The following is a 17074-nucleotide window of genomic DNA, read 5'->3' as shown; positions in this document are numbered from 1 at the left end:
TATCGCCGGCAAGCTGCTTCCTGCAGGTCCGATGATTTATACCTGCCGCCAGACCCTGGCAGCGATCATGAACTCACGGCTTGAGCGCCTGTTCTTCATCCAGCTGGTCGGATTCGAACAGTTGCTCAAGCTCCTTGCGTGCCTCGCGGGCGGTCTGCAGAACCTTGGCTTCGTCGTCATAGACCAGGTGCTGATCGGCCAGCACTTGTTCGTCATGGCACTTGAACCGCTCGATGCGCGCATCGGCCTGGGCCTGGCTCAGGCCCAGGCCTAGCAAGGTCTGGCGGCTCATTTCCAGGCTTGAGTAGAAGGTCTCGCGCACGGCGTGGGCGCCCACGTCGATCAGGCGATGCACATGCTGGCGGTTGCGCGCCCGGGCGATGATCTTCATGTCCGGGTAAAGCTTGCGCACCAGTTCGGCGGTCTTGATGTTGGTTTCCGGGTCGTCGGTGGCAATCACGAAGTACTCGGCCTCGTGCACCTTGGCTGCGCGCAGGATTTCAGGACGCAGCGGGTCGCCATAGAACACCGGCACATTGCCGAAACTGCGGGTGAACTCGATGGTTTCCACGGCCGTGTCCAGGGCGATGAAGGGAATATTCTGGGCGCGCAGGATCCGCGCGACGATCTGGCCCATGCGGCCCATGCCGGCAATCACCACGCGCGGGCGGTCACTGTGGATGTCACGGTACTCGTCGGGCACCGGGGTGGCTTTCGGGCGTGGCTTGAGCCAGCGAGCGGTGGCCATGAACAGCAACGGCGTAAGGGCCATCGACAGGGTGATGGTCAGCACCAGAATGTCGTAGACCCGGGCGGCGAACAGGCCTTCGGCATTGCCAAGCTTGAACACCACAAAGGCAAATTCGCCCCCCGCAGCCAGCACCAGGCCGAGCTGCACGGCGTTCTGCCGTTCCAGGCCTGCCGCCATGCGCCCGATCACGAACAGGATCGGCAGTTTGAGGCCGATCAGCAGCAAGGTCAGGCCCAGCACCACGATCGGGTCGGTCAGCAGCAGGCTGAGGTTGGCGCCCATGCCGACACTGATGAAAAACAGCCCCAGCAACAAACCCTTGAAGGGCTCGATCTGCGCTTCCAGCTCGTGGCGGTATTCCGAGTCGGCCAACAGCAGGCCGGCCAGGAACGCGCCCAGTGCCATCGACACACCCACCAGTTCCATCAGCCAGGCGGTGCCGATCACCACCAGCAGCGCCGTGGCCGTGGACACTTCCTGGATGCCGGTACGCGCGACGATCCGGAACACGGGGCGCAACAGGTAGCGACCGCCGATCACCACGATGGCGATGCTGCCAAAGATTTCCAGCGCATGGGTCAGGCTTTCACTGGTGCTGAGGTTATGGTTGGCGCCGGCCAGCATCGGCACCAGGGCGATCAGCGGAATGGCCGCAATGTCCTGGAACAACAGGATGGCAAAAGCGGTGCGGCCATGCGGGCTGCCAAGCTCCTTGCGCTCGGCCAGGCTCTGCAGGCCGAACGCCGTGGACGACAAGGCCAGGCCCAGGCCCAACACAATGGCCGTATTCATGGGTTGGTCAAAGGCCATCAGGGCAATGCCGCCGATCACCAGGCCACAGAGCAGCACTTGCAGCAGGCCGACGCCGAAAACCGCCTTGCGCATCACCCAAAGGCGCTTGGGCGACAGTTCCAGGCCGATGATAAACAACAGCAATACCACCCCAAGTTCTGAGATGTGGCTGACACTTTCCGGATTGGCGATAAGCCCCAGCACCGAGGGGCCGATGATGACGCCGGCGAACAGGTAGCCCAGGACCGAACCCAGTTGCAGGCGCTTGGCCAGGGGCACGGTGAGGACGGCGGCGAGCAGGAACACGACAGCGGCCTGCAGCAGGCTGCCTTCATGGGGCATGGGACAACTCCTTGATAAACGTGAATCTCAGGCAATCCGCCTGGATGAGGGGCGCATTAAACACAGCTGTTGCAGACAGGGCAATGCTGCCGCCGTTACAGGCGCAGGCAGGCGCCGCGAAGAAGGGGCCGGGCTTTGGGCGATGCCATCAAGGGCAGATCGGCGTAACATGGTCGCGCTTTCGCGCAGCCAGAGGCTGATCATGTTGAATTCAGGAAAATGTCATGAGCAATAAACAACGCTTGATCTATTCGGTTCTGATTGCCTTGTCGGTACTGGCAATCATGCTGGGCCTTACCCATTTGCAGAAAGCCGGCACCATCACCGAGCAGACCTTCCAGTACATCGCGATCGGCGTAGCGGTGCTGGTGGTCATCCTCAACGGCGTGATGCGTCGCAAGGTCAAGCGCTGATCATTGAACGCAATGCAGGCCCGCTCATTGAGCGGGCTGGTTGTCATTGTTGTCGAGCCACTGCAAGGCCTGGGGGTGCAGGGTGTAGGCCTTGTCGGCCCCCAGGATGATGACCCCTTCATCGCACAGGCGCTTGAGCACTTCGCGCACGCTCAAAAACGACAGCGGTACATCCACGCGCAGCAGATGACTATGAATGCCACGCACACCCAGTGGCTGGCCTTCCTGGCTGGCGATCAGCAGAGTGTCGAGGACCTTGAGGCGGACCAGGCTGGTGCGCAGCCCGAAGTTCTTCAGCAGGGCGCGGATGTGCTCGTTACCGGCACGGTCGTGTTCGGCGGCGGGCTCTGGTAGCTGGGCCTGGGCGGCGATAGCGTTCTGTCGCAGCAAGGTGCGGGTGGTGATTCCTTGACGATTGAGCATGCACAAACTCCTTTTCGGGCCTGGTTTATTGCGGTTCACATCTAATAAGACGAGCGAGCGCAAAAAAACCTCATCCTCCACGGCAAAAAAGTTAGGCCGCAGGCCGTCAAAATGCCTGTCAACACCTTCGGAAGCCCTCAAGCACAGGGCTTTCAGGCAATCATGAAGAAAAGTTAAGGTTGTTTCAGGGTATGAGCAAATCAGCGCTTCTGGGTCGCTCTTGACTGTTTGTGCAGCACCGGCTGGCCCTGCTCGTTGAGCGTGACGCGCACGGGCAGCACCTGGGGCAGCGAAGTCAGAAGGCGAGGCATCTCGCTGATGTTGTAGCTCAGGCCCAGGCGCAGGTCGCCCGTGGCATTGTCGCCCAGCATGACCGGGGCGGGCAGGTAGCGGTTGATCAACGGCAAGGCCTGGCGCAAGGGCAGGTCGTTGAATACCAGCTTGCCGTAGCGCCAGGCCAGGCTGGCATCGCCGGCCTTGATCTGGCTGGCTTGCGGCTGAGCCTCGTTGCCACGGTAATACGCCTGCATGCCGGGCATCAGGTTCAGGCTGCGACCCGGTTGGGTCCGGTCACCCAGCACCAGCACGGAACCCTCGACGAGAATCACATTGACCTGATCTTCGTACATCCAGACATTGAAACGTGTGCCGGTGGCCTGGATGCTGCCTTTGCCGGCCTGTACCACGAAAGGCTTGAGCGCATCGTGCGCCACCTCGAAGAAGGCCTCGCCCTTGCCGAAGTTGACGATGCGCCGGTCCTTGTAGCGCAAGTAACTTATCTGCGTGCGGGTGTTCAGCTCTACCCGGCTGCCATCGGGCAGGGTAACCAGCCGGCTCGCGCTGTCCGCTTCATAGGTGGTGTACTCCGAAGGCACCCAGCCCATGTTCCAGCCGATGCCCAGTGCCAGTGTCAGCGCACCTGCAAATGCGGCCAGGCCGAAGGCACGTCTGTACCCACGCGATCCTGATGGCCGTGCGGTCGCGGGTATGGCCGAAGGACCGAGTGCGGGTGTCAGACCATCGCAGGCCTGCCAGGTGGCGCGCATGGCTTCGTATTCGCGGGCATGGCGCGGGTCGGCGGTCAGCCATTGCGCAAAGGTGCTGCGCTCGGTGTCCGTGCAGTCCTCATCCTGCAAGCGCATGAACCACTGCGCGGCGGTCTCGGTAATCGTGTCGTCGTTGACTGGACTGGACGTGGTCGGGCTCATGGGGTCTCCGCTGGTGCCGTGAAGGATTCTACCTCTGGCTATTGACGAGTGAGAACAATGGATAACCAATAGCGATCACATCAGGTTGCATTTTTGTGTAAATGCCAGACGCTCTCATCCAATACCCGGAAAATGCAGGTTTTCTGGCGTCAAGAACTGTCTGTTTCCGACCTTTTCCCGCAGTGGAGCCCCGCATGTCCGTATCGACCCCGACCCTGAGAGTGCCCTTTGCAGACCTTGTCGAGCGCCTGCGCCAGATTTTTCTGGCCTATGGCACCGCCCCCGAGGTCGCCCGGGTGTTGGCGCACAACTGTGCCAGTGCCCAGCGCGACGGTGCCCATAGCCATGGCACCTTTCGGATTCCAGGCTATCTCTCGACCCTGGCCAGTGGCTGGGTCGATGGCCAGGCGCTGCCGGTGGTCGAAGATGTGGGAGCCGCGTTCGTGCGTGTCGATGCCGCCAATGGCTTTGCCCAGCCAGCCCTTGAAGCGGCCAGCCCCTTGCTGATCGAAAAGGTCCGCGAGGCGGGCATCGCGATCCTGGCCATCCGCAACTCGCATCACTTCGCCGCGCTGTGGCTGGATGTCGAGCCGTTTGCCGAGCAGGGGCTGGTGGCGCTGAGCCTGGTCAACAGCATGACGTGCGTCGTGCCGCACGGTGCGCACAAGCCGTTGTTTGGCACCAATCCGATTGCCTTTGCCGCGCCGCGTGCCGGCGGTGAACCCTTGGTGTTCGACATGGCCACCAGCGCGATTGCTCATGGCGATGTGCAGATTGCAGCCCGCGAAGGGCATTGTCTGCCGGACGGTATGGGGGTGGATGCCGCCGGCCTGCCGACGACCGACCCCCAGGCCATCCTTGATGGCGGCGCCTTGCTGCCATTTGGCGGTCACAAGGGATCGGCATTGTCGATGATGGTCGAGCTGCTGGCAGCGGGCATCACCGGAGGGAATTTTTCCTTCGAATTCGACTGGTCGCAGCATCCGGGGGCGAAAACGCCCTGGACCGGGCAATTGCTGATTGTGATCGATCCTGACCGCGGCAGCGGCCAGGCATTTGCCGAGCGCAGCGAAACTCTGGTGCGGCAACTGCACGGCGTGGGGCAGGCGCGCATGCCGGGTGATCGGCGCTATGTGGAGCGCGCCCGCTCATTGCGTGAAGGTGTCGAGATGGCAGACGCCGAGTGGGCGCAACTGGGTGAGCTGACCCGTCCTGGCTGACAGATGTCCGGGCCGTTCGTCGCATGCAGGCTTGCGCAGGCGTCACGATCCTAATACTGTATGTGCATACAGTGTTTAAAGGAGTTGTGACCATGTCTCTTGATTCTGTGCAAAAAAATACACCGATTGCCCAGCGGCGGGCAGCTAATTTCGAAGAAATGCAGCGCGAGGATTTCCTGGCGCTCGCAGCTGCCCTGCGTCGTTTCAGTGCCTGCGAGGCTGCTGCTTCAGTCCCGGATCGTACCCGCCGTATCGTCAATGAGCCACGCCTGATGCTGGCCATGGAGTAAGCCCGAGAGGGCTGTTTCAGAGCCTTTCAAACCCGCGCGGGTGCAGGCTATGGTGTAAGTATTGCTCGGTTCGAGGGACACTTGCATGAACTCTTTTGCCACGCGCTTGAGGCAGGAACGCCGGGCGCTGGGGCTTACTCAACAGAAATTCGCGGCATTGGGTGGCGTTGAAGCCAATGCCCAGGCGATGTACGAAAGCGGTGTTCGTATTCCACGTTCTGCTTATCTGGTTGCGCTTTCGCAACACGGGGTGGATGTGCTTTACCTGATCTCAGGCAGGCGCACGCCTCTGGAACTGGACATGCTGTCGGGGGCCGAGCGCGAGGTGATTACCCGTTTTCGTTCGTTGGCGCCGACGCAGAAGCACGCTATCAGTGTGCTGGCCTCGGCATTGTCCGAGGGTGTACTTGAGCAATAAGACATTCCATGCTTGTTCGTGAATATACGAAACGTATATGCTTTGTATATTCAGCGAGAGGTCAAACATGGGTCTGGTTAAAATTTCCGAACATATGCATGCCAATGTGCGCACGGCCAGTGCCGCCTTGAGTCGATCAATTAACGCTCAGGCCGAGCACTGGATGCGGGTCGGCATGCTGGCCGAGCTCAATCCGACACTGGCCTACAGCGACATCTGTCAATTGCTGCTCAAGGCCGAAAACAGCCAGGGCGTGGTCCTGGGTGTCCAGTTGCTGGATATGGCGGCAGCCGAGCGGGTGGCATCATGAGCCGCGGTGTACCCCTCAAGAGCGAGCAGGACCTGGTGGCGCTGCGCATCGCCGGTCGGCTTGCAGCCGAGGTGCTGGCCATGATCAAGCCCCACGTCAAGGCTGGGGTCAGCACCGAGGCGCTGGACGATATCTGCAATCGCTATATCGTCGAAGAGCTGAAAGTGATTCCGGCCAACGTCGGCTATCACGGCTTTACCAAGACCACCTGCATCTCGCCCAATGCCGTGGTGTGCCATGGCATTCCTTCGGCCACCGATGTGCTCAAGGACGGCGATATCGTCAACATCGACGTGGCGATCATCAAGGATGGCTGGTACGGCGACACCAGTCGCATGTACCTGGTGGGGGAGGTCAGTCCGCTGGCCAGGCGACTGGTCGATACCACTTATGAGGCGACCCGTGCCGGCATCCATGCCGTGCGCCCCGGTGCAACGCTGGGCGATATTGGTCATGCCATCCAGACCGTGGCGCACCGTGAAGGCTTCAGTGTGGTGCGCGAGTATTGCGGGCATGGCATTGGCCAGGTTTATCACGATGAGCCCCAGGTATTGCACTACGGCACACCGGGCAAGGGACTCAAGCTCAAGCCGGGCATGGTGTTCACAATTGAACCGATGATCAATGCCGGCAAGCCTGGCACCCGTACGCTGGATGATGGCTGGACGGTGTTGACCCGCGACTTGTCGCTGTCGGCACAGTGGGAGCACATGGTCGCGGTGACCGAGACCGGCTTTGAGTTGCTGACACCCTGGCCTGAGGGTACGGGGGACTACCCGGCCATCTGAGCAGGTCGCCCGGCCTCTGGCCGGGCGGTCGCGTTCAACGGCAGGCGTTCAGGTTGACCGGTCCGACAAACTCGTTGCCACGTCCCATCACACACGCCACACGCTGGTTGCGCTGGCGCTCCCAGGCTTGTGGCGGGTAGGTCTTGTTCCAGGCCTGATAGAGCTGCTGGTCCTGCCGTGACAGGCGCAGGTTGTAGTGCTTGCTCATGTAGAAGTGGGTGCGTGCAACCATGCCGCGAATCGAGGCCCGGGGCATGACTTTGCGGGTCTTGAAATCCACGTACGTCTGACAAGTGCCGTACTGGTTTTTCTGCTCGGCCACCCAGCCAAAGCTGAAATTGCTGCGATCGGCATTCACTTCGCCAATGCTGGGCACCAGGTTATGCAAGTCGGCCTCGGCGAGCTGGAAAGGCTTGTCGTGACGTGAGCAGTTCTTGCGCCCGCCGTTCTGCCAGCACTGGCGTTGATGGCCGATCTGCCAGGCCGAAACGATGTGCTCCCACTCGATGCGCTGCGCCCGCTTTGGGTTTTTGCGCGGTACATAACCACAGCTGGCCAGGTCGATGCGGTTGCCGGTGTACTTGCAGCCGCAATAAAACTCGGTGGACTGTGGTGCGTAGAGTTTCCAGGCGATGGTCTTGGCTTCACTGAACGTGCGCGGCGCCTGGGCGTGCGCATTCAGCGCAAGGCCCCCCAAGGGCACGCCGATAAGCAGGGTGGCACGCAGCAGGGTGCCCAATCCGACGGTCATTGCCTCAGTCTTCCTTGGGCACGGTCCAGAAAATCTGTACGCCTCCGTCGTCGCGCCAGGCGAGGGTGACGTTATCGTTTTCGGCGATTTCTTCGAGCAATTGTGCCCAGTCGTCTTCCAGTTCGTCGGGGTGCCGGGTGATCAGAGCGGACCTGGCCTTTTGCGCGGCAGGCGCGTTGATGATCTTCTGGATGCGAAGACCCAGGCGCTCGTAGGAGCTGGGTGGAGAGGGGGGCGCTGCGCTTTTTTTGGCCACGGTGTAGCCTCCTGGTTATCTGTATGGGCGTACAGTATTTCAGCTTTGCAAGTTTCGCAACCCTGTCGTGAATCAATGACTTGGCCAGCGATTGCGCCCAGCGGTGGGCGCTCTCGCCGGCAGGTCGGCAAATGGCCCGGCACAGGTTAATCTGTGTGCTATCCCGGCGTGGTGCCGGAGCTTGGGGTGAATGCTCATGAATACATCGATACGGATTCTGGCCGTGCTGGCTCTGGTGGGCGCAAGCCTGACAGGTTGTTCTTCGCCTACGGTGGTGACCTTGCAGAACGGCACGCAATACGTCACCGAAGATGCCCCGCGCACTCGCACGGCAGACGGGTTTTACGAGTTCACCGATATAGCCGGCAAGCGTATCCGGGTGCGTGCCGACGAGGTCGCGACGGTCAAGCCCGAGGATTGAGGCCGCAGGCTGGCGCTCAACGGTCGTGAAGAAATGACGCTGGCGGCCGATGCCCTGACAGGACTGGAATTCATCAGAGGAATGATCATGTCGCTGTCCGTTGGACTGCCAGCAGCTTTTGTAACCCTTGCCCACCCGAGCGGGGCGGTCGGCCAGACGCCGCAGGTCGATGACGAGCACGCAAGCGCGCGCACGCCGTTGACGCTGGAGGGCGTGTCGAGCAAACCTGCAAAACAGAACGGCTCCGGCATGGGGCCGGTGGTCGACACACTGGTCGATCGTCTGGCCGAGCTGCATGAGCACTTGCGCAAGTTGCGTCAGGAACTGCGTGAGGCGCTCAAGTCGGTGCAGCCCGATGTGGTGCGTCTGCCGCGCATTCTCAGCCTGCAACGCCAGGTGATGTTGGCCAACAGTGATATCCAGTTGGTCTCCGGCCTGCTGATCACGGCCCTGAACAAACCTGCGGCCGTGCTCAGCGCGCACGTCTGAAAAGTTGACAAAACCGGGATTCGCTTCGATAGTGAGGGTCTCGCAAACGTTTGCGTGTCGATTTTAGTCACCGACCCAGCGCGCGACCCAACAATAATCACAAGAATCGGAGACACCCATGAAGCTGCCCTTCGCTGGACGCTTGCTCGCTGTTGCCTTGTTCGCCACGGCCACCACACTGACCCCGCTGCTATCCTTCCAGGCCCAGGCCGCTGACAAGCCCAAGGTCGCACTGGTCATGAAATCCCTGGCCAACGAATTTTTCCTGACCATGGAAGACGGCGCCAAGGCCTACCAGAAAGAACACGCCGATCAGTTCGACCTGATTTCCAACGGCATCAAGGATGAGTCCGACACCGCCAGCCAGATCCGTATCGTCGAGCAGATGATCGTCTCTAAGGTCGATGCCCTGGTCATTGCGCCGGCCGACTCCAAAGCCCTGGTGCCGGTGCTCAAGAAAGCCATGGACGCCGGGATCAAGGTAATCAATATCGACAACCAGCTCGATGCCGGTGTGCTCAAGAGCAAGAACATCGAGGTGGCTTTCGTCGGTCCGGACAACCGCAAGGGTGCGCAACTGGTCGGCGAATACCTGGCCAGGAAGCTGGCAGCCGGTGACCAGGTCGGCATCATCGAAGGCGTGCCGACCACCACCAATGCCCAGCAGCGTACCGCAGGTTTCCAGGATGCCATGCAGGCGGCGCAGATCAAGGTCGTCTCCGTGCAGTCGGGCAACTGGGAAATCGACAAGGGCAACGCCGTCGCCTCGGCCATGCTCAATGAATACCCCGACCTCAAGGCGCTGCTGGCCGGTAACGACAGCATGGCCCTGGGCGCCGTCTCGGCCGTACGCGCCGCTGGCAAGACCGGCAAGGTCATGATCGTCGGTTACGACAATATCAATGCCATCAAGCCGATGCTCAAGGACGGTCGCATCCTGGCCACCGCCGATCAGTTTGCTGCCCGTCAGGCTGTGTTCGGCATTGAGGCAGCACTCAAGTCAATCAAGGGTGAGGCACTGGGCAGCGTCGAGGGCGTGATCCAGACGCCTGTCGAACTGGTTACCCAGCCACAGTAAAGGCGAGACTCCTTCATGACGACGCCCCCAGAGGTTGTGCTGTCGGTGCACGGCATTGGCAAGACATACGCCCAGCCGGTGATTGCCGATATCGACCTGACCCTGCTGCGTGGCGAGGTGCTGGCCCTGACCGGTGAAAACGGCGCGGGCAAGAGCACCTTGTCGAAGATTATTGGCGGACTGGTGACGCCCAGCACCGGGCAGATGCAGTTCATGGGCCAGCCCTGGCAGCCCGCCAGTCGTACCGCAGCGGAAAAGCTCGGGGTGCGCATGGTCATGCAGGAACTCAACCTGCTGCCGACCCTGAGTGTGGCCGAGAACCTGTTTCTCGACCAGTTGCCGGGGCGGCTGGGCTGGATCGACCGCAAGCGCCTGCGCCAGCAGGCGGTCCAGGCCATGGCCCGGGTCGGCCTTGAGGCCATCGACCCGGATACACCGGTCGGGGAGCTGGGGATCGGTCACCAGCAAATGGTGGAAATTGCCCGCAACCTGATTGGCGATTGCCGTGTATTGATCCTGGACGAGCCGACGGCAATGCTTACCGCGCGCGAGGTCGAGAGGCTGTTCGAGCAGATCGCCCGGCTGCAGGCCGATGGCGTCTCGATCATCTATATCTCTCATCGGCTTGAAGAGCTGGCCCGCATTGCCCAGCGCATTGCCGTGCTGCGTGATGGCCGGCTGGTGTGTATCGAGCCCATGAGCCGCTATGACAGCCAGCAACTGGTCACCTTGATGGTCGGCCGTGAGATGGGTGAGCACCTGGACCTGGGGCCCCGGAAAATGGGGCCTGTGGCCATGTCGGTCAAGGGACTGAGTCGCAGGGGCAAGGTCGACAGCGTCTCGTTCGAGGTCCGCCAGGGTGAAATTCTGGGCATTTCCGGCCTGGTCGGTTCGGGACGCACCGAGTTGTTGCGCCTGATCTACGGCGCTGATCGCGCCGACAGCGGTCATGTCGAGCTCGGCCAGCCGCTGCGCCCGGTGACGCTGGGTTCGCCCAGTGATGCGGTGCGCCACGGCATTGCGCTGATCAGCGAGGACCGCAAGGGCGAAGGGTTGCTGCTGTCGCAGTCGATTGCGGCCAACGTCGCGCTGGGCAACATGCACAGCATTGCCCGTGGCGGGGTGGTGAGTGCGCAGCGTGAGCAGGCATTGGCACAGCGTCAGGTCGAGGCCATGCGCATTCGCTGTGCCGGTCCCGGGCAGCTTGTCTCGCAATTGTCGGGCGGCAACCAGCAAAAGGTGGTGATCGGGCGCTGGCTGGAGCGCGATTGCCCGGTGATGCTGTTCGACGAGCCGACCCGCGGCATTGATGTGGGGGCCAAATTCGATATTTATGCGCTGCTTGGCGAACTGACCCGCCAGGGGCGGGCGCTGGTGGTGGTGTCCAGCGACCTGCGCGAACTGATGCTGATCTGCGACCGCATCGCGGTGCTATCAGCCGGCAAACTGATCGACACCTTCGAGCGTGAGCACTGGACGCAGGACCAACTGCTGGCAGCGGCTTTTGCCGGTTATCAACAACAAGCGGTGCCAAATGGCCAGGCCGCAAGCGGACATGTGCAATGACTCCTTCCAAAGACTCCGTGGCACCGTCGCTGCCCATTCGGCGCGGCGGCCAGTATTTTGGCCTGGGCACCTACCTGGGCCTGGCGGGTGCGTTGCTGGCGATGATCGTGCTGTTTTCATCGCTCAGCGATCACTTTCTGTCTTATCAGACCTTCAGCACCCTGGCCAACCAGATTCCCGACCTGATGGTGCTGGCCGTGGGCATGACGCTGGTGCTGATCATCGGCGGCATCGACCTGTCGGTGGGCTCGGTGCTGGCGCTGGCGGCGTCGGCGGTCAGCGTCGCGATCCTGGGTTGGGGCTGGAGCGTATTTCCAGCCGCCTTGCTGGGCATCGCCTGTGCCACTCTGGCCGGTGCCGTGACAGGCTCGATCACCGTGGCCTGGCGCATCCCGTCGTTCATCGTCTCGCTGGGCGTGCTGGAAATGGCGCGCGGGCTGGCTTACCAGATGACCGGCTCGCGCACCGCCTACATTGGTGATGCCTTCGCCTGGCTGTCGGAGCCCATCGCCTTTGGTATCGCACCGTCCTTTCTGATCGCCTTGCTGGTCATTTTCGTTGCTCAGGCGGTGCTGACCCGTACAGTGTTTGGTCGCTACCTGATCGGTATCGGCACCAACGAAGAGGCCGTGCGCCTGGCCGGTATCAACCCCAAGCCCTACAAGATCATGGTGTTCGCCCTGATGGGCTTGCTGGCCGGGGTTGCTGCGCTGTTCCAGATTTCCCGCCTGGAAGCGGCTGATCCGAACGCCGGTGCCGGCCTCGAGCTGCAAGTGATCGCTGCCGTGGTGATCGGCGGGACCAGCCTGATGGGTGGACGGGGCTCGATCATCAGCACGTTTTTCGGCGTGCTGATCATTTCGGTGCTGGCGGCCGGTCTGGCGCAGATCGGCGCCACGGAGCCGACCAAGCGCATCATCACTGGCGCGGTCATCGTGATTGCCGTGGTGCTCGACACCTACCGCAGTCATCGCGCACAACGGCAGGGCTGACATGGCGACGATCAAGGACGTTGCGGCGCTGGCCGGTATTTCCTATACCACCGTGTCCCATGTGCTGAACAAGACGCGCCCGGTCAGCGATGCGGTACGGCTCAAGGTCGAGGCGGCCATCGTGCAGCTCGATTACGTGCCCAGTGCCGTGGCCCGCTCGCTGAAAGCCCAGGCGACCGCGACCATCGGCCTGTTGATCCCCAACGGCATCAACCCGTACTTCGCCGAGCTGGCGCGTGGCATCGAGGACCACTGCGAGCGCAACGGTTTCTGCGTGATTCTGTGCAATTCCGATGACAACCCGGAAAAACAGCGCAGCTACCTGCGTGTGCTGCTGGAGAAGCGTGTCGATGGCTTGATCGTGTCTTCGGTCGACGGTGATGCGGGCATGGCAGGCGGATTGTCGGCGGTGCGTACGCCGCTGGTGATCGTCGACCGCGAGCTGGAGGGCGTGGAGGCGGATCTGGTGCAGATCGACCACGAGCAGGGCGCCTGGCTGGCCACCCGCCATCTGATTGATCTGGGCCATCGACACATTGCCTGCATTGCCGGTCCCCGGCATACCGTGGTGACCGAGTTGCGCCTGCAAGGCTATCGACGTGCGCTGCATCAGGCCGGCCTGCCGGCCCGTGACGACTGGGCGCTACACAGCGACTTCACCAGCCCTGCCGGCTACGAGGCCGCTGCACGCCTGTTGCAGGGCGAACGGCCGACGGCGATTTTTGCCGGCAACGACATGATCGGCATTGGGGTATTACGCGCCGCAGCCGAGCAGGGCGTTCGCGTGCCGCAGGCGCTGTCGGTCATTGGTTTCGACGATATCCAGCTCAGCCGCTACGTGTACCCGGCACTGACCACGGTGGGCCAGTCCATCACGCAACTGGGCGAAACGGCAGCGGCCATGCTGCTGCGGCGCATCGCCAATCCGGCCTTGCCAGTGGAAAAGCGCAGGGTCGAGCCCCGTGTAGTCGTGCGCGAGTCGACCTCGAAGGTATCAGGTGATGCCTGATCGTTATGACAACCTATTTGAAACTCCATTATCGACAGGACCCTGGCCACGATCATGCAAGCACAAGTAGTGGTAATAGGCAGTCTGAACATGGACCTGGTGGTGCGCGTGCCGCGGCTGCCACGTCCGGGAGAAACCCTGGTCGGTGAGTCGTTTGCCACCGTGCCGGGTGGCAAGGGCGCCAATCAGGCGGTGGCGGTCGCACGCCTTGGGGCCACGGTGGCCATGCTCGGCTGTGTCGGTGACGATGCCTATGGCCAGCAACTGCGCGAGGCGCTGCTGGTCGAGGGCGTCGACTGTCAGGGCGTGACCCAGGTGCCGGGAGTCAGTACCGGCATTGCCTCGATTCTGGTCGACCAGCACAGCCAGAACGCAATCGTCATTGTCGAAGGCGGCAATGGGCAATTGCTGCCTGCCTCGGTGGAGCGCTTCGATGCGCTTCTGGCCGGCGCCAAGGTGGTGGTCTGCCAGCTTGAAGTGCCTGCACCGACCGTGCTGCACAGCCTGCGCCGGGCACGCGAGCTGGGTTGTACGGTGATTCTCAATCCGGCACCGGCCAGCCAGCCATTGCCGGATGACTGGTACCCGCTGATCGACTACCTGATCCCCAACGAGAGTGAAGCCCAGGTACTGACCGGGCTGAACGTGGACTCGCCGGCCTCGGCCGCCACTGCCGCCCAGGTTCTGCTCGCAGCCGGGGCCCGCAATGTGATCGTGACGCTGGGCGGGCAGGGCGTGCTGCTGGCCGGTGTCCAGGCCTGTGAGCATCTGCCGGCGCATCCTGTGCAGGCGGTCGACACCACCGCTGCAGGCGATACCTTCATTGGCGCACTGGCGGCGGCACTGGCGCAGGGCCAGACGCAGGCGCAAGCCGTGCGTTTCGCTCAGGCCGCCGCCGCAGTGTCGGTGACGCGTGCCGGTGCGCAGCCTTCCATTCCCTCGCTGGACGACGTGCACAGGCTGCTGGCGCCATGAAGAAAACACCGTTGCTCAATATCGCCTTGTCCCGGGTCATCGCCTCTCTGGGGCATGGCGACATTCTGATGATCGTCGACGCCGGCATGCCGGTGCCGCCGGGTGTCGAGTTGATCGACCTGGCGCTGACCCGTGGCGTGCCGGATTTCGTCGGGGTGCTGGATGTGGTGCTCAGTGAAATGGAGGTCGAAAGCCATGTGCTGGCCCGCGAAATGATCGAGGCCAGGCCGCCGGCGTTGCTGATGATCGAGACTTTGCAGCTCGACGGTCAGTTGGGTCAGCCGGACTGGATCAGCCATGAAGCGTTGAAAGCCTTGAGCCGCCGTGCCAAGGCCATTGTAAGAACCGGCGAGTGCCAGCCCTACAGTAACGTGGCGCTGGTGGCCGGAGTGGTGTTCTAGTAAGGAAAAGGAGTGTGGGATGAAAGGGATATCGCTGTTAAATAGGTTGTTAAGAGGAGTCGTGCTGATGTCTGTGCTGGGAGCTGCAGCGGTCCAGGGGGCTGAAAGGCGCGATCTGATCATCGACACCGATCCGGGCGCCGATGATGTGGTTGCATTGTTATTGGCACTGGCCTCGCCTGAAGAGCTCAATGTGCTGGCCATCACGACCGTGGCGGGCAATGTGCGCCTGGACAAGACCTCGCGCAATGCGCGGCTGGCGCGTGAGTGGGCAGGGCGCGAAGAGGTGCCGGTGTACGCCGGCGCACCGCGGCCCCTGGTGCGCACGCCGATCTATGCCGACAACGTGCATGGCCAGGAAGGCTTGCCGGGCGTGACGGTGTATGAGCCTGCCAGGGGCCTGGCCCAGGGCAATGCGGTCGATTACTTGATCCGCACCTTGAGCCAGGCCCCGGCGCACAGCATTACCATCGCCATGCTCGGGCCGCAGACCAACCTGGCCCTGGCGCTGACCCAGGCACCGGAAATCACCCGTGGCATCAAGGAGGTGGTGGTGATGGGCGGTGCGCATTTCAACGGCGGCAATATTACCCCGGCGGCCGAATTCAACCTGTTTGCCGACCCGCATGCTGCCCAGGTGGTGCTCGATAGCGGCGTCAGGCTGACTTATGTGCCTCTGGATGTCACCCACAAGATCCTGACCAGCGAGGCGCGCCTGGCGCAGATTGCAGCGCTGGATAATCAGGCGGGCAAGCGGGTGGGGGATATTCTCAATGAATACGTCAAGCTCGACATGGCGCACTACGGACTGCCCGGCGGGCCGGTACACGATGCCAGCGTGATCGCCTGGCTGCTGCAGCCTGAACTGTTTACCGGGCGGCGCATTCATATGGCCATCGATAGCCGCGAAGGCATTGGCTTCGGTCAGACCGTCGCCGACTGGTACGGCACCCTCAAGCAGCCCGAAAACGTGCTGTGGATCGAAAACGGTGATGCCCAGGGGTTCTTCGATCTTTTGACCCGCCGCCTGGCTCGCTTGAAGTAAGAGTCAGGCCGTTGTGCCTGAGGCCGTATGACGGCTCAGCACCTGGTTGATAAAGGCATGGGCACTTTCGGTGCCCAGTTCCTTGATCAGCAGGTCGATGGCGATGATGGTGAGTTCTTCTGCCGAGCCCGGGCTGTGTGCGCATTGTCCCTGCGGCCAACGGGCCTTGATATCCGCTTCTATGGATACGGTTGCCATGTGTCTAAAGATCCTGTGTGAAAAACGACCCGCTGCGCGACGCTCGTCGAGCGCGTGCAGTAAACCATTGCTGGAGCACTTTGGCACTTCGACTTACGCCGCGGGTATGTGGTCACAGGTTAATATTTTGTGACGATTTGTCTGGCCCCTGGACGGATAGGCTAAGGCAGACTCGCGCTCCCTGTACTGCAACGTGCAACCATTGTGTGCTGGCGTGGTCGCAAAGGGTCTGATCTGTTTATCGGTAAAGGAGGCTGTAATGCCCTGGAAATTCGCAACACTAGGTTTTGTCGCCGTGACATCGTTACTGGCAGGCTGCAGCAGTACGTCTGCTCCGACACCTGCCGCCGAGGCGCCACGTACTGCCGAGGCTGCAGCCCCGGCGGCGTCAGGCTCGATCGGGGATGGTCGTTGCGATGCCAGTGGCGCGCAGTCTGCGGTCGGCAAGCAAGCCACGCTCGAGCTTCTTAATCAGGTCCGTACCCAGTCGGGCGCCATGGATGCCCGTATCCTCAGCCCCAACGACATGGTGACTCTTGAATACCGTTCCGAGCGGGTCAACGTCAACACCGATACCACAGGCAAGGTCATCCGCGTCAACTGTGGCTGATGGATGCCCAGGCATAAAAAAACCCCGTCACGAATGACGGGGTTTTTTTATGCCAGCAGGGTCGGTGAATCAGACCACTGTGACTTCTTCTGCCTGCATGCCTTTCTGGCCTTTCGCAGCGATGAAGGTCACTGTCTGACCTTCCTTCAGGCTCTTGAAGCCGTCGGATTTGATCGCCTTGAAGTGTACGAACAGATCGTCGCCGCCACCTTGAGGTGTGATAAAGCCGAAGCCTTTTTCATCGTTGAACCATTTAACGGTGCCGGTTTGGCGATTGGACATGGTGAATCTCCGGAAACATGAATTTCAATAACGTGCTGCTCAGGCC

23 protein-coding genes are annotated in these 17074 nt (G+C 61.7%); 16 read left to right on the top strand and 7 right to left on the bottom strand.

Annotated elements, in window-relative coordinates; genetic code table 11:
* Positions 1-73: 73 nt before the first annotated feature.
* A complete protein-coding gene (locus tag DGA31_RS08955; RefSeq protein ID WP_056839949.1) occupies positions 74-1885 on the bottom strand; it encodes a monovalent cation:proton antiporter-2 (CPA2) family protein in 1812 nt (603 codons plus the stop codon).
* Positions 1886-2109: 224 nt separating this feature from the next.
* Here DGA31_RS08955 and DGA31_RS08950 point away from each other — a divergent pair, with 224 nt between their 5' ends.
* The gene (locus DGA31_RS08950) at positions 2110-2298 is read left to right on the top strand and encodes a hypothetical protein (RefSeq protein WP_056839948.1); all 189 of its coding nucleotides are present in this window, start codon (positions 2110-2112) and stop codon (positions 2296-2298) included.
* A gap of 24 nt (positions 2299-2322) precedes the next feature.
* Here the strand turns inward: DGA31_RS08950 and DGA31_RS08945 are convergent, their stop codons facing one another.
* On the bottom strand, positions 2323-2721 hold the full coding sequence (locus DGA31_RS08945) for a Fe2+/Zn2+ uptake regulation protein (RefSeq protein ID WP_109512292.1): 399 nt from the start codon (positions 2719-2721) through the stop codon (positions 2323-2325).
* A 200-nt stretch (positions 2722-2921) separates the two neighbouring features.
* Positions 2922-3929 carry a FecR family protein gene (locus tag DGA31_RS08940; RefSeq protein ID WP_109512291.1) on the bottom strand — a complete coding sequence of 336 codons (1008 nt, stop codon included), beginning with the start codon at positions 3927-3929 and terminating at the stop codon, positions 2922-2924.
* A gap of 194 nt (positions 3930-4123) precedes the next feature.
* Here DGA31_RS08940 and DGA31_RS08935 point away from each other — a divergent pair, with 194 nt between their 5' ends.
* From DGA31_RS08935 to map, 5 genes are all read left to right on the top strand, one after another.
* Entirely contained in the window at positions 4124-5149 is a 1026-nt protein-coding gene (locus DGA31_RS08935; RefSeq protein WP_109512290.1) for an Ldh family oxidoreductase, read from the top strand.
* 92 nt (positions 5150-5241) lie between these two features.
* Positions 5242-5439, top strand: a complete 198-nt coding sequence (locus DGA31_RS08930) for a hypothetical protein (RefSeq protein WP_109512289.1) — start codon at positions 5242-5244, stop codon at positions 5437-5439.
* A gap of 85 nt (positions 5440-5524) precedes the next feature.
* The gene (locus DGA31_RS08925) at positions 5525-5857 is read left to right on the top strand and encodes a helix-turn-helix domain-containing protein (protein WP_109512288.1); all 333 of its coding nucleotides are present in this window, start codon (positions 5525-5527) and stop codon (positions 5855-5857) included.
* A 67-nt stretch (positions 5858-5924) separates the two neighbouring features.
* Complete coding sequence (locus DGA31_RS08920; protein WP_056839942.1) at positions 5925-6167, top strand: ParD-like family protein; 243 nt, start codon at positions 5925-5927, stop codon at positions 6165-6167.
* On the top strand, positions 6164-6955 hold the full coding sequence (map, locus tag DGA31_RS08915) for a type I methionyl aminopeptidase (RefSeq protein WP_109512287.1): 792 nt from the start codon (positions 6164-6166) through the stop codon (positions 6953-6955). The genes DGA31_RS08920 and map overlap by 4 nt, the downstream gene beginning before the upstream one ends.
* A 34-nt stretch (positions 6956-6989) precedes the next feature.
* Here map and DGA31_RS08910 read toward each other — a convergent pair whose 3' ends face one another.
* Both DGA31_RS08910 and DGA31_RS08905 read right to left on the bottom strand, forming a co-directional pair.
* The gene (locus DGA31_RS08910; RefSeq protein ID WP_109512286.1) at positions 6990-7706 is read right to left on the bottom strand and encodes an endonuclease; all 717 of its coding nucleotides are present in this window, start codon (positions 7704-7706) and stop codon (positions 6990-6992) included.
* A 4-nt stretch (positions 7707-7710) separates the two neighbouring features.
* Positions 7711-7962 (bottom strand): DUF1654 domain-containing protein, encoded by a 252-nt coding sequence (locus DGA31_RS08905; RefSeq protein ID WP_056839939.1) that lies wholly within the window; start codon positions 7960-7962, stop codon positions 7711-7713.
* 196 nt (positions 7963-8158) lie between these two features.
* On the opposite strand from DGA31_RS08905, the gene DGA31_RS08900 reads away from it, so the two are divergent.
* From DGA31_RS08900 to DGA31_RS08860, 9 genes are all read left to right on the top strand, one after another.
* Complete coding sequence (locus DGA31_RS08900) at positions 8159-8383, top strand: YgdI/YgdR family lipoprotein (protein ID WP_056840184.1); 225 nt, start codon at positions 8159-8161, stop codon at positions 8381-8383.
* An 87-nt stretch (positions 8384-8470) separates the two neighbouring features.
* A complete protein-coding gene (locus DGA31_RS08895; RefSeq protein ID WP_152035005.1) occupies positions 8471-8872 on the top strand; it encodes a magnesium transporter CorA family protein in 402 nt (133 codons plus the stop codon).
* Between the two features lie 118 nt (positions 8873-8990).
* A complete protein-coding gene (locus DGA31_RS08890; RefSeq protein WP_109512284.1) occupies positions 8991-9950 on the top strand; it encodes a sugar ABC transporter substrate-binding protein in 960 nt (319 codons plus the stop codon).
* A 15-nt stretch (positions 9951-9965) separates the two neighbouring features.
* Complete coding sequence (locus tag DGA31_RS08885; RefSeq protein ID WP_109512283.1) at positions 9966-11516, top strand: sugar ABC transporter ATP-binding protein; 1551 nt, start codon at positions 9966-9968, stop codon at positions 11514-11516.
* Positions 11513-12508 (top strand): ABC transporter permease, encoded by a 996-nt coding sequence (locus tag DGA31_RS08880; RefSeq protein ID WP_056839935.1) that lies wholly within the window; start codon positions 11513-11515, stop codon positions 12506-12508. Before DGA31_RS08885 ends, DGA31_RS08880 begins: the two co-directional genes overlap by 4 nt.
* Position 12509: 1 nt before the next feature.
* Complete coding sequence (locus DGA31_RS08875) at positions 12510-13517, top strand: LacI family DNA-binding transcriptional regulator (protein ID WP_056839934.1); 1008 nt, start codon at positions 12510-12512, stop codon at positions 13515-13517.
* 54 nt (positions 13518-13571) lie between these two features.
* Positions 13572-14492, top strand: coding sequence for a ribokinase (gene rbsK, locus DGA31_RS08870; protein ID WP_056839933.1), 921 nt, complete (start codon positions 13572-13574; stop codon positions 14490-14492).
* On the top strand, positions 14489-14893 hold the full coding sequence (gene rbsD / locus DGA31_RS08865) for a D-ribose pyranase (protein ID WP_109512282.1): 405 nt from the start codon (positions 14489-14491) through the stop codon (positions 14891-14893). Before rbsK ends, rbsD begins: the two co-directional genes overlap by 4 nt.
* A 19-nt stretch (positions 14894-14912) precedes the next feature.
* Positions 14913-15938 carry a nucleoside hydrolase gene (locus DGA31_RS08860; protein WP_109512281.1) on the top strand — a complete coding sequence of 342 codons (1026 nt, stop codon included), beginning with the start codon at positions 14913-14915 and terminating at the stop codon, positions 15936-15938.
* 3 nt (positions 15939-15941) lie between these two features.
* Here DGA31_RS08860 and DGA31_RS08855 read toward each other — a convergent pair whose 3' ends face one another.
* Positions 15942-16136, bottom strand: a complete 195-nt coding sequence (locus tag DGA31_RS08855) for a hypothetical protein (protein WP_109512280.1) — start codon at positions 16134-16136, stop codon at positions 15942-15944.
* Between the two features lie 259 nt (positions 16137-16395).
* Here DGA31_RS08855 and DGA31_RS08850 point away from each other — a divergent pair, with 259 nt between their 5' ends.
* Positions 16396-16746 carry an I78 family peptidase inhibitor gene (locus DGA31_RS08850; RefSeq protein ID WP_056839929.1) on the top strand — a complete coding sequence of 117 codons (351 nt, stop codon included), beginning with the start codon at positions 16396-16398 and terminating at the stop codon, positions 16744-16746.
* 69 nt (positions 16747-16815) lie between these two features.
* Here the strand turns inward: DGA31_RS08850 and DGA31_RS08845 are convergent, their stop codons facing one another.
* Entirely contained in the window at positions 16816-17028 is a 213-nt protein-coding gene (locus tag DGA31_RS08845; protein WP_056839928.1) for a cold-shock protein, read from the bottom strand.
* Between the last annotated feature and the right edge of the window lie 46 nt (positions 17029-17074).

Origin of the sequence: Pseudomonas ovata (genome assembly GCF_003131185.1) — a bacterium.
Lineage (GTDB): Bacteria > Pseudomonadota > Gammaproteobacteria > Pseudomonadales > Pseudomonadaceae > Aquipseudomonas > Aquipseudomonas ovata.
Note: the sequence above shows the minus strand (reverse complement) of the source record. Positions and strands in the feature narration are given on the sequence as shown.

Excerpts from the sequence above, each read along its gene's own strand:
- DGA31_RS08955 (WP_056839949.1), bottom strand. The coding sequence starts at position 1,885 with ATGCCCCATGAAGGCAGCCTGCTGCAGGCCGCTGTCGTGTTCCTGCTC.
- DGA31_RS08950 (WP_056839948.1), top strand. The coding sequence starts at position 2,110 with ATGAGCAATAAACAACGCTTGATCTATTCGGTTCTGATTGCCTTGTCG.
- DGA31_RS08945 (WP_109512292.1), bottom strand. The coding sequence starts at position 2,721 with ATGCTCAATCGTCAAGGAATCACCACCCGCACCTTGCTGCGACAGAAC.
- DGA31_RS08940 (WP_109512291.1), bottom strand. The coding sequence starts at position 3,929 with ATGAGCCCGACCACGTCCAGTCCAGTCAACGACGACACGATTACCGAG.
- DGA31_RS08935 (WP_109512290.1), top strand. The coding sequence starts at position 4,124 with ATGTCCGTATCGACCCCGACCCTGAGAGTGCCCTTTGCAGACCTTGTC.
- DGA31_RS08930 (WP_109512289.1), top strand. The coding sequence starts at position 5,242 with ATGTCTCTTGATTCTGTGCAAAAAAATACACCGATTGCCCAGCGGCGG.
- DGA31_RS08925 (WP_109512288.1), top strand. The coding sequence starts at position 5,525 with ATGAACTCTTTTGCCACGCGCTTGAGGCAGGAACGCCGGGCGCTGGGG.
- DGA31_RS08920 (WP_056839942.1), top strand. The coding sequence starts at position 5,925 with ATGGGTCTGGTTAAAATTTCCGAACATATGCATGCCAATGTGCGCACG.
- map (WP_109512287.1), top strand. The coding sequence starts at position 6,164 with ATGAGCCGCGGTGTACCCCTCAAGAGCGAGCAGGACCTGGTGGCGCTG.
- DGA31_RS08910 (WP_109512286.1), bottom strand. The coding sequence starts at position 7,706 with ATGACCGTCGGATTGGGCACCCTGCTGCGTGCCACCCTGCTTATCGGC.
- DGA31_RS08900 (WP_056840184.1), top strand. The coding sequence starts at position 8,159 with ATGAATACATCGATACGGATTCTGGCCGTGCTGGCTCTGGTGGGCGCA.
- DGA31_RS08895 (WP_152035005.1), top strand. The coding sequence starts at position 8,471 with ATGTCGCTGTCCGTTGGACTGCCAGCAGCTTTTGTAACCCTTGCCCAC.
- DGA31_RS08890 (WP_109512284.1), top strand. The coding sequence starts at position 8,991 with ATGAAGCTGCCCTTCGCTGGACGCTTGCTCGCTGTTGCCTTGTTCGCC.
- DGA31_RS08885 (WP_109512283.1), top strand. The coding sequence starts at position 9,966 with ATGACGACGCCCCCAGAGGTTGTGCTGTCGGTGCACGGCATTGGCAAG.
- DGA31_RS08880 (WP_056839935.1), top strand. The coding sequence starts at position 11,513 with ATGACTCCTTCCAAAGACTCCGTGGCACCGTCGCTGCCCATTCGGCGC.
- DGA31_RS08875 (WP_056839934.1), top strand. The coding sequence starts at position 12,510 with ATGGCGACGATCAAGGACGTTGCGGCGCTGGCCGGTATTTCCTATACC.
- rbsK (WP_056839933.1), top strand. The coding sequence starts at position 13,572 with ATGCAAGCACAAGTAGTGGTAATAGGCAGTCTGAACATGGACCTGGTG.
- rbsD (WP_109512282.1), top strand. The coding sequence starts at position 14,489 with ATGAAGAAAACACCGTTGCTCAATATCGCCTTGTCCCGGGTCATCGCC.
- DGA31_RS08860 (WP_109512281.1), top strand. The coding sequence starts at position 14,913 with ATGAAAGGGATATCGCTGTTAAATAGGTTGTTAAGAGGAGTCGTGCTG.
- DGA31_RS08855 (WP_109512280.1), bottom strand. The coding sequence starts at position 16,136 with ATGGCAACCGTATCCATAGAAGCGGATATCAAGGCCCGTTGGCCGCAG.
- DGA31_RS08850 (WP_056839929.1), top strand. The coding sequence starts at position 16,396 with ATGCCCTGGAAATTCGCAACACTAGGTTTTGTCGCCGTGACATCGTTA.
- DGA31_RS08845 (WP_056839928.1), bottom strand. The coding sequence starts at position 17,028 with ATGTCCAATCGCCAAACCGGCACCGTTAAATGGTTCAACGATGAAAAA.